This window comes from Streptomyces sp. NPDC002884, from assembly GCF_040295245.1.
Taxonomy (GTDB): domain Bacteria; phylum Actinomycetota; class Actinomycetes; order Streptomycetales; family Streptomycetaceae; genus Streptomyces.
Map to the genome: position 1 here is coordinate 79391 of NZ_JBEOVB010000033.1, position 9011 is coordinate 88401.

Annotated in this window: 13 protein-coding genes; all 13 read right to left on the bottom strand. The window is 69.3% G+C overall.

The features are described from left to right. Positions 1-120: 120 nt before the first annotated feature. Positions 121-522, bottom strand: a complete 402-nt coding sequence (locus tag ABT070_RS38185) for a hypothetical protein (protein ID WP_351767506.1) — start codon at positions 520-522, stop codon at positions 121-123. A 141-nt stretch (positions 523-663) separates the two neighbouring features. Continuing rightward, positions 664-1824, bottom strand: a complete 1161-nt coding sequence (locus tag ABT070_RS38190; protein ID WP_351767507.1) for a hypothetical protein — start codon at positions 1822-1824, stop codon at positions 664-666. Between the two features lie 52 nt (positions 1825-1876). After that, a complete protein-coding gene (locus tag ABT070_RS38195) occupies positions 1877-2053 on the bottom strand; it encodes a hypothetical protein (RefSeq protein ID WP_351767508.1) in 177 nt (58 codons plus the stop codon). Beyond that, entirely contained in the window at positions 2050-2343 is a 294-nt protein-coding gene (locus ABT070_RS38200; RefSeq protein WP_351767509.1) for a hypothetical protein, read from the bottom strand. The genes ABT070_RS38195 and ABT070_RS38200 overlap by 4 nt, the downstream gene beginning before the upstream one ends. A 78-nt stretch (positions 2344-2421) precedes the next feature. Continuing rightward, a complete protein-coding gene (locus ABT070_RS38205) occupies positions 2422-3183 on the bottom strand; it encodes a hypothetical protein (protein ID WP_351767510.1) in 762 nt (253 codons plus the stop codon). A 15-nt stretch (positions 3184-3198) separates the two neighbouring features. Then, entirely contained in the window at positions 3199-3366 is a 168-nt protein-coding gene (locus ABT070_RS38210) for a hypothetical protein (RefSeq protein ID WP_351767511.1), read from the bottom strand. A 310-nt stretch (positions 3367-3676) separates the two neighbouring features. After that, a complete protein-coding gene (locus ABT070_RS38215) occupies positions 3677-4120 on the bottom strand; it encodes an SsgA family sporulation/cell division regulator (protein ID WP_351767512.1) in 444 nt (147 codons plus the stop codon). A gap of 47 nt (positions 4121-4167) precedes the next feature. Further along, on the bottom strand, positions 4168-4632 hold the full coding sequence (locus ABT070_RS38220; protein WP_351767513.1) for a hypothetical protein: 465 nt from the start codon (positions 4630-4632) through the stop codon (positions 4168-4170). Beyond that, positions 4625-5308 (bottom strand): hypothetical protein, encoded by a 684-nt coding sequence (locus tag ABT070_RS38225; RefSeq protein WP_351767514.1) that lies wholly within the window; start codon positions 5306-5308, stop codon positions 4625-4627. Before ABT070_RS38225 ends, ABT070_RS38220 begins: the two co-directional genes overlap by 8 nt. 269 nt (positions 5309-5577) lie before the next feature. Then, positions 5578-6582, bottom strand: coding sequence for a DUF932 domain-containing protein (locus ABT070_RS38230; protein WP_351767515.1), 1005 nt, complete (start codon positions 6580-6582; stop codon positions 5578-5580). A 150-nt stretch (positions 6583-6732) separates the two neighbouring features. Further along, the gene (locus ABT070_RS38235) at positions 6733-6918 is read right to left on the bottom strand and encodes a hypothetical protein (protein WP_351767516.1); all 186 of its coding nucleotides are present in this window, start codon (positions 6916-6918) and stop codon (positions 6733-6735) included. Between the two features lie 44 nt (positions 6919-6962). Then, on the bottom strand, positions 6963-7454 hold the full coding sequence (locus ABT070_RS38240; protein ID WP_351767517.1) for a hypothetical protein: 492 nt from the start codon (positions 7452-7454) through the stop codon (positions 6963-6965). A gap of 84 nt (positions 7455-7538) precedes the next feature. Then, on the bottom strand, positions 7539-7886 hold the full coding sequence (locus ABT070_RS38245) for a hypothetical protein (RefSeq protein ID WP_351767518.1): 348 nt from the start codon (positions 7884-7886) through the stop codon (positions 7539-7541). Between the last annotated feature and the right edge of the window lie 1125 nt (positions 7887-9011).

Consider the following 9011-nt stretch of genomic DNA (forward strand, 5'->3'; position numbering starts at 1 on the left):
AGAGCCACTCTCTCGACATGTTCCATAATGCTGAATTTATGAGGTGAGGCAACCGGATTTCTCGGCGCTGCCCCACCGTCAAAAGCGCAGCTCGGGGCGCTCGCGACGTAGCTGGACCGGTCAGTCGTCGAGGTCGCTGGTGAGGTCGGAACCGCCGTGCTCGCGGGCACAGGCGAGGATGGCGGCGACCAGCGCGACGGTGTCCTCCTCGTACGGGAGGCCCCGTGCGAGGGAGTCGTAGAGCACGTCACAGCCGCCGTCGGCGTCGTTCAGGGATGCCTGCCAGCTGTCGTGCTCCCGGATCGGGTGGTGGGTGCTGACGTCATGGCCCGGCCTGTCGCCCTGGTCGGCGGCGGTGCCGCTGAAGGTGACCTCCGTGCCGTCGGCGAGCGGAACGCGGATGTATGTGCCAGCACTGTCGCGCCAGGTCAGGCAGCGGATACCGGCTGCGCGCAGCCGGGCGAGTGGGGCCGTCGCAACCTCTTCGTCTGCGTTGGGGTCGAGCGTCTGCGAACCGGTCACGTTCTGCCTCCTCGGCGGAGTCTGCTTCCGCCGTCCTCCATGTGAGCGGCGGGCGAATCGGTGTGGCATGTTCCATAATACTGCATTCGTGGGACGAGGCAACCGAATTTCTCAGCGCTGCCCCACCCCGCAACCCGCAGATCAGGGCCTGGCCGGCGGGTCGTTGTACGTGACCTGGATGCCATCCAGCATGACGGCCACCACCCGACCGGGCCTGGCCAGGAGCCGCGCGTAGGCCTCCATGTCCTCGTCGTAGCGCTCGACTTCACGCTCGGGCGCCTCGAAGCGGGCACCGGGCCGGATCGCGCCCCAGGGCTCCAGCAGCCGCGCCACCTTGGCCCTGCCCGGCTCTGCGCTGGGATAGATGTGGAATCCCGGCGTCTGCGTGTAGTCGACGTCGGCCAGGCCGTAGGGCATGTGTCCGGCGGCTGCCAACTCCACCGCCAGGGCGCGGAATTGCTGGTCCTCGATCAAGTCTGCCGACAGTCCCGGCAGGTCCATGGACGCGACGACGGCGCGCCGGGCGGCGTCCTCCTCGCCGTTCGCGCTCTCGGCGACCCCCTGGGCCCATTCCCGGTCGTCGTACGTCCGCACGCACGCGCCGGTGAACCCGTCGACCAGGTCCCACCCTGCGCCCCCGGCGGCGTGGGCGATCCGGAACCGGGTGCCGGACAGTTCGGCCGGGGGCTCGGCGAAGAACACGTAGCCGCTGCCGTGCGGCTCCGTCGTCGCCAGCCCGGCCCGGCGCAGGGCGTCGCCCATGAACGGTGCCACGGCGCGAGAGGGGCCGTCGAGCGTGTGCCACCAGGCGACGGCGCACCGGGCGGTCAGTCCCAGCGGGCGGCGCACCGGCTGCTCGGAGATCGCCACCCCACCGCGGGGGCGGTCGAGGAATCCGGCAAGGGCGGATTCGGCACGCTGGAACGTGGCCGCCTGGGGGGCGGTGCGCTCGCGCAGCTCGGCCAGAGCGGCGGTGTGCGCGGGCAGCAGTCGCTGACGGATGTGGCTGGCCGTGTGCCGCGCGGTGGCCTTGGCCTGGCTCTCGCTGGGGCGCGGGCGGGGCAGGGCGGTGACCGTGATCGCCTTCACCTCGATGCCGTGCGCGGTGGCCTGCTCGGGCAGAACCGCGGTGACGGTGATCCGGGTCCGGGGGCGGTCGGGGGTGAGTTCCAGGGCGCGGCCGTCGGCGTAGACGACACGCACCCGGCCGCTGTCGCCGTCCTGCTCGGTGTGGTCGGCGCCGAGCTGCTCGGCAACTGCTCGTGCGAGGGCCTCAAGGCCGGCGGGGGTGGACAGTTCCATGGCGGGTCTCCTTCGAGGATGTGGGGTGGGTGGGGGAGTCGGGGCGGCGCGCCTACGGCGCAGGGGGCTTGGCGTCGCGTCGGGTGGCGTGGCGCTCGGCGTCGGCGCGGGCGTCCTCGGCGGTGTATCCGGTGTCGCACCAGGTGTGGCAGAGCTGTCCGGGCGGGGCGTTGCAGGTCTCGCAGCGCTCCTCGAAGTCCTCGGGCCTGAACGGGGGCGGGCTGCTCATGCCGGGACGTCCTTGATGCGCTCCGCGACCAGGCGGGCGGACAGGACCGGGGTCCTCGTCGTCAGTGCCGCGCAGCTGGCCTGCCAGATCTGCCCCGGACTGGACGGGGAGATCTGGAAGTTGGTGGCGGGGCTGATCCGCCACGTGCGGCCGTGCGGGTCGGTCACGGTGTAGGTGAGGAACTGCGGGTCGTCCTGGCGGCCGTTGTCGCTCCAGCCAAGGCCGGCGGCGGTGAGGGCGCGGCCGAGCTGGGCGCAGCGTTCCGGGGTGGCGTGGGCGAACGTTGGCACGGGTTGGCTCTCCTTGTGATCGGGGTGGGGGCCGGGGCGGTCTGGCGGTAGGCCACCCCGGGAAACGGCCGTATCGGCCTACGGGCGGGTGAGCTCGCGGTGGATGCGTTCGCTGGTCTCGCGCGCTTCCTGGCGGGCCTGCTCGGCTGCTGCCTCCGGGCTGGCGGCGTAGACAATCTCGACGCTGCCGAACGCGTCTTCGGCGTCCACTGTGTGCTGCTCGCACAGGTCGTACATTTCCCCTGGATCGGCGGGGGCCTCCTCCACGTGCCAGATGTCGACGTCGCCGCCGCCTTTCCACTGACCGACCACGAAGTACGGGCGGTCCCGGCTCTCCGGCGCGGCGGGCCGGGCCAACCCCTCGTACTCCGACCGGAAGAGCCTCAGACGGCGGCTCTCGTCCTCGGCTGCGCGCGTGCTGATCTCGGCCCACTTCGGCAGGTACTCGGCTCGGTGGGCCAGGCTCTCGCGGTCCGCAACCAGCAGCAGCGCGAGCACCGGGTGCGGACGAGCGGTGAACCAGCGGGTCAGCGTCCACCAGGCGGCCAGACTGCGGGCGGCCTGGACCCGGTGGGTCTCGGCCTCCTCCAGCCAGCGGGCCTGCGCCCGTTCGGCGTGCGAGATCATCGCGTCCAGCCACTTCAGCAGCTGCGGGGCGTCGTGGCGGCGGGCCGCGTGCTGGAGGCTGGGGAAGTCGCTGCGCGCGGCGTAGTGGCCGGCGCATGCGCGCAGGATGGCAGTCAGCGTCTGGCTGGCCTGCGGGGGCGCGGGCCGGTCGTCGGTATCGGTCAGGTCGCGTTCCAGCCATCCCCAGGGCACGTCGGAGGAGTGTGCGAGCACGCGGACCGTGTTGCCCTAGTAGGCGCGGCCGCGGATGCGGACCAGCGGCTCGGCGGGCCACTCCCACGCGCTGGCGGATCCAAGGGTGGCCCGGACGGCGTCGAACCGGTCCCACCGGGCGGGGCTGCTGGTCGCGGTCACGTGGACGGTGCCGCTGGCGGCACCGGTGAGCAGGTAGCGCACGGCTCCGGCAGCGTCTGCCTGGGACGGGACGGCACGGACGGGACCAGACGGAGTGGCAAAGGTGATCACAGAGTGTCTCCTCACGGGGCGGTACGGGAAAGGGGAGTGGGCGGGCGACCCGGCCCCGCCGGGGCAGGGCGGAGGCCTCAGCCGGTGACGGACGGCTCCAGCAGGAACGGAGCGGGGTAGGCGCGGGGCGGCGTTGAGCTGCTTGCCCAGGGCTGTACGGCGGCTTGCACGGTGGTGGTCCGGCCGATACACGGCGCGGGGCGCGTTCCCGAGACGGTCTCGACGTCTTGGTCGGGCTGTATCAGCTCTCCGCGAGGATGCGCGCGAGTTCGGCATCGAGATCGAAGTACTGATGCTCCGTGCCGGGTGGTACGGCTGCGTGCGTTTGCTTCAGGAAGGATTCCAGGGCCCGCACGGGGGCTTCGAGGAGTGCTTCTCCCTCTGGAGTGCTCAGCACGATACTCACGGTGCCCAGTTCAGAGCTCCGGGCCGGCCAGACGCGGACGTCGCCGGTACCGGTGGGCCGGTGCAGGCCTTCGGCGAGAAGGTCGCGGGCGAACACCCACGCGACGGCTTCCTCCGCTCCGGTGTGGAAGGTGGCGCGCACGGCGTAGGGATCGGCGGTGTCATAGCGCAGCTCGGCGGTCATGGGCAGGGATATATCGCTCGTCAGGATGTGGCGCAGGTGCACTTCGCGGCTGATCTTCATCGGTGCGAGGACCCTTCGCTTGATGATGCTTGGCATGCGCAGATATCGCGGAGTGCCCGCGCGCTGTGGCGCGCGGGCACTGGTCAGATGACGGGGCGGCCGCGGCCCTGCTCGTCCAGGCGGCGAATGCCGGGCGCGGGCTCCCGGAAGCGGCACCAGGTGCGCCCCATGAAGTCCTCGGCGGTGTAGAAGTGCACCGTCCGGACCCGGCCGCTTCCGCCTGCCGTGGTGCAGGCGGCGGCGTACCAGTAGCCGTTGATGTTGAAGGCAACGGCGTCCTTGGGCCACGCGTGCGGGACCGGGGCCAGGTGCGCTCGGCGGACGTGGTGCAAACGGCGGTCTGTGGTGAGGTCGACCGCCAGGAAGTGCTCCCGCTCCCCAGGGTGCTCCTTGCCGAACTCGTCGTCCTGCTCCCAGCAGGCGCCGCAGTGCCCGAACCACGTGCACGGCAGGAGGTACAGGGGGCGGTCGTGCATCTCGGCGATGCTGCCGTGGTAGGTGACGCGGCTACCGATGAACAGCCTGGGCGCGGGGGCGGTCTCAGGCATGGGCGGCCTGCCAGGCCTTCGCGTTCCACTCACGGGTCAGGTCGTCGGCGTACGCGACATCGCGCGCGGACTCGGCGTCCAGTGCAGCCACGACCAGGACGCTGCCCCGGATCTGCTCGGCGCGGCGCTGAGCTGCGGCGGCCTGCTCCTGACGCTCGGCCTCCTCCTCCGGCACAGGCCGTACGAGGGAGATCTGGCCATCGCTGGTGAAGATCACGACGTAGCGGCGGAAGTCCGCGATCCGCGACGGGCGGGCCAGGCCTGTCGTGGTGTCGGCCAGCGTGGCGCGGGCCTCGGCCAGCAGCTTCGCCACTTCCTCGGTCGCCTTCACGCCCGTATCCCGCTGGCTCTGGTTGCGGCCGTAGTAGACGCGGGCCTTGTCGCGTACGGGGGCGAACTCCACCGGGGCGTAGATGCTGAGCATCCGGCGGGCGAAGTCATCGCGCTGGTCCCGTTTGGCCTGGGCGGCGCGGGCGGTGTCGGTCACCTTCCCCTGGGTCCAGCTCAGCGCGGTAGCGGCGCACGAGGTGCCGTAGTAGACAACGGAGCCGTCCTCGTTTCCCTCGGCGTCCAGCGGCATCAGCGCGACCGTGCGCTTGAGTCCGCGGCGGCCGCAGCAGCCGCATTCGTCGCAGTCGTCAACGGTGCCTTTGATCGTCCACTTGGGGATGCTCATGAATGGCCTTCCGAGGGGCGGTGGGCGGGGCGGTGTGCGCAGGGATAGCCGCCGACGCGGCCTGGGCGCAGGAAGGGGCGGACGTCGTTTTGGCGCGCGGGCTGCTCCGCAGACGCGACGCGCTGCCGCTACGCGGCAGGGGCCGGCGGGGTGCGCTCCCCTGAGGTGGGGTGAGCGCTCCGCGCTCGGGCGGGGCGGCCTCTGCGGGCCTGCGGGGGCCGGGCGGGCACCCGTGGGGGAGTGCGGGTGCCCACCCGGCGGTCAGGGGGTCAGACCGTGGTGAGGGCGAATGCCTTCTCCATCAGGTCGTTCGCCGCTCCGCTGATCACGCGTTCGGCGCGGGATCCCGCCTTGTCGGCGTCGTTCGTGCCCCGGGCCGGGGCGACGTGGTTGGCGTACTCGGTGAGCGCGTTGTAACCGGCCCACCGCGTGCCCCGGATACCGGCCTGGGTGTCGGCGTGCTCGAACAGATTCGAGATCGCCCCCCACCGCTGCCGCTGGTTGGTCTTGGCGCGGGCGTGGTCGCTGTCCTTGATCGGCCACAGCTCGTCGACCACCGACTTGAGCTCACTGAGCGTCATCTCGGCTTCGATCATGCGCTGTGCGGCCTGCTCGAACTCCTCGGCGTACCGGAACGTCAGACCGAGGGCGGAACGGGCCTGCGCGATACGGGCCTTGGCTCCGGCGGTGTGCCTCACCACGAACGAGGACCGTGCCCCGTGGATGGCCGCGCGCATGGTGTTGGCGCACACCACCCGGACCGGTGTCACGACGATCCGGAACGCGCTGCCTCCGTCGTGGCTGTTGAACGCTGCGATGTACAGGTCTACGTCGTCGTCACGGCCGATCGTGAGGGTCTGCGGCATCTTCATGGTCAGGAACACCTGACGGCCGTCCTTGAGCGATCCGGCGGTCTCGAAGTGCGCCCCGGACTCGTCGGCCAGCAGGTTGAGGAACTCGGCGTGCTCCTCGTTCTGAACTGCGTGGTAGTCGCTGCCCACCACTCCGAGCGTCTGCGTGCGGCCGCTCTTGGGGTGCGTGCGGGCGGTCGCGAAGTGCTGCGGGACCTCCAGCGGCGCGACTCCGTCGGGCGTGATCTCGGTCGCGGTGAGGGGCAGGAGACGCACGTTCCAGCCGGACAGAGACGCGATGCGCATGGCCTCCTCGGCGGTCATCGCGCCGTCGGTGACGGTGCCGAGTCTGTGCCAGGCGCTCGTGGTGGCGGACGCGAAAGCGGCGGTGCCGTCGGTGAACTGCTCGATCTCGTGAGCCACTTGGGCTTCCCTTCTGGTGACGAACTTTCGGCGGGTCCGGCAGGGGGCCAACCCTCCCGAACTAGTTCCATAATACCTATTGCTGGAGGTGGGGCAACCGATTAAATCTCCGATGCGCCCCACCCCCGGGGCCGGGCTGTTGACCTGCGGTTACGACTGCGGCGGCTTGTGCCGCATGAGGTTGCCCGCGTCGGTCACCGTGATGGTGCGGCCACACGTGCAGTCACCGACACGGCGGCCGTGCAGCTTGAGGAACTTGCCTCCCAGACGCGCGCCGTTCAGTCTGCGCACGCTGCCGGAAGCAGGCTCCTTGTTCGTGCAGTAACCCTTGGACATGGGCTGTGCTCTCCTTCCTGTGGTTCCTGCGGAACGGGGCGGGCCTACCGCTGCCAGTGCTGCGGCAAGGCCGTGACGCTCCACGTGTGGACTCCAGTCAGCGAGGTGACGAACGCGCCGTTCCTGTACTCGCTGAGCCGGTAGAGCACCGACTCACGTCCTCGGCGGTCCAGTTCGCGCTCAATGCGCGTCACCCAGTAGCGGCCGTGGCAGCACTCTTGCGACCCGTGGTAGCTGACCAACTGCCCGATGCTGGGGCCGCTGTTCGCGTGCAGGGCGACGGACAGGTTGGCCAGGGCCGTACCGAACGTGTGGGGCGGCAACGGCACGTCGGCCAGCGCGGGCCCGGTGTGACCGGTCCGTACGCCAGAGATCCAACCCGACTCGAACAGGGGCCGGGCCAACTCGCGCACGTCGCGCGGGAAACCGCTGCTCTCGGGGAGCTGCTCCAGGGCGGCCCGGAAAGCTGCCTCCATCTGCTCTCGCTCGCCCTCGGTCGCCGGAACGGCGCGGCGGCCGGGCTCAATGCTCGTCATGCTCACAGTGACTTTCCCTCCGGTTGGTGTAGGTGCTGGGGTTGCCCGGAGGGCCTGGTGGACCGGACCCCCGGGCATTGCCTCCTACTTCAGTCCGCGCGTCCGCAGAAATTCACTGATGCGGAATGCGACGGAACGGACCGGAAGGGATGCGCCTCGGAACGTTCCGAGGATACGGGGCCCGGTGTCGCTGTCGTGGATGATGTGGAACTCGAATCCCTCAGCGATCGGCAGAAGAATGCGAATGGGACCGGCCGTGGTCTCGAACCGAATCGACGTGGTGTTGTCGTCCTGGTTGTGCTCGATGACGGCGTCCCTGAGCAGTTCCGGACGCGGGAGGAAATTTGCGATCCGGCGGGCCTTCTGAGCCTGAGGGGTCGTGATCTCGTCCGCGCCGGAAGTCACCTTGCCTGCGGTGATGACGATTTCCACGCTGCTGCCTTTCTGTTGACGAACGTTCGGCGGTGTCGGTAGGGGGCCACTCGTTCCGACATGTTCCATAATACTTTGGTCTTGGTCTGTTGCACCACCCCACGCGCAAACTCCTGCACTATCTCTTGCGCCATCTCCTGACCCTGCCCGGTCGCCGGCCTCCGGTCGGCCGAGGTCAGAAGCCCATTCGGCCATGGTCGGGGAGCTGACATCCCCTCTGCTGCCGCTCTCCCTGCCCGAATGAGAGAAAAAGGGTGGGTGCGGGCGTGGGTGGCGCGGCGTCGTCGGGGATCGGGGTGAGTGGGTGTGTTGCGCGTCGGCGGGGCCTCCGCGCTGAGCCCCGTGAGCCTGACGGCTCGGACTGAGTTGGGGATGGACGGCAGACGGCGATCAGGGGCGCATCGGTAGACGATCAATACGCCATGCGCGGAGCACCCTTCTAAGGGACGCCGTCACGGACAAACCGAAATATGGCGCGGCTGTCGGTGGATGATTTCGCCGTCCGGCCCTAGGGGCCGTTCGACTCCGGTACCTCCGTTCGCTGTATTCCGGCTTTTCGAATTCGGGGTTCCTGTTCTGCACCCGAGGTATTCGACTCCCGCAATTCTGAATTCTGCGGGGTATTTTTATCCGGGATGATGGAGGGCGTACGCTGAGCCAATTACTACACAGCCTTTTTACGTGATGCATATTGGGCACTACTGGTTCCCGTGTCGGGTTGATGCTTCGTCATGCCGCATTGGTGGGCTGGGGTGCAGTCTGTCGGGTATTGGTGAGGTGACGGTAGGGGGTGGAGCGTAGCGGAGCCCGTCGGGTATGCAGGAACGGGCTATGACGGTTCGTCAACTATCTGCGGGTGATGTGGCATGGAATTCGGACGGGGTAGTGCCTTGGGATCCCAGACCGTACACAGGTGACGACGTGATGCACCCTCACTCCTCGCTGCCCGGCGAAGCCGTAGGGCGGGAGCGCAGCGAACGCCCCGGATTCCCGCTTGCGGGAATCCCCTTCTTCGCTTGCGCGAAGAAGCTTCTTTTAGAATTCCGTTTACGGAATTCATTCCCGCGTTTACGCGGGAATCCGAATTGCGCTTGCGCAATTCTTTCTCTATGCCCCGGCTTGCCG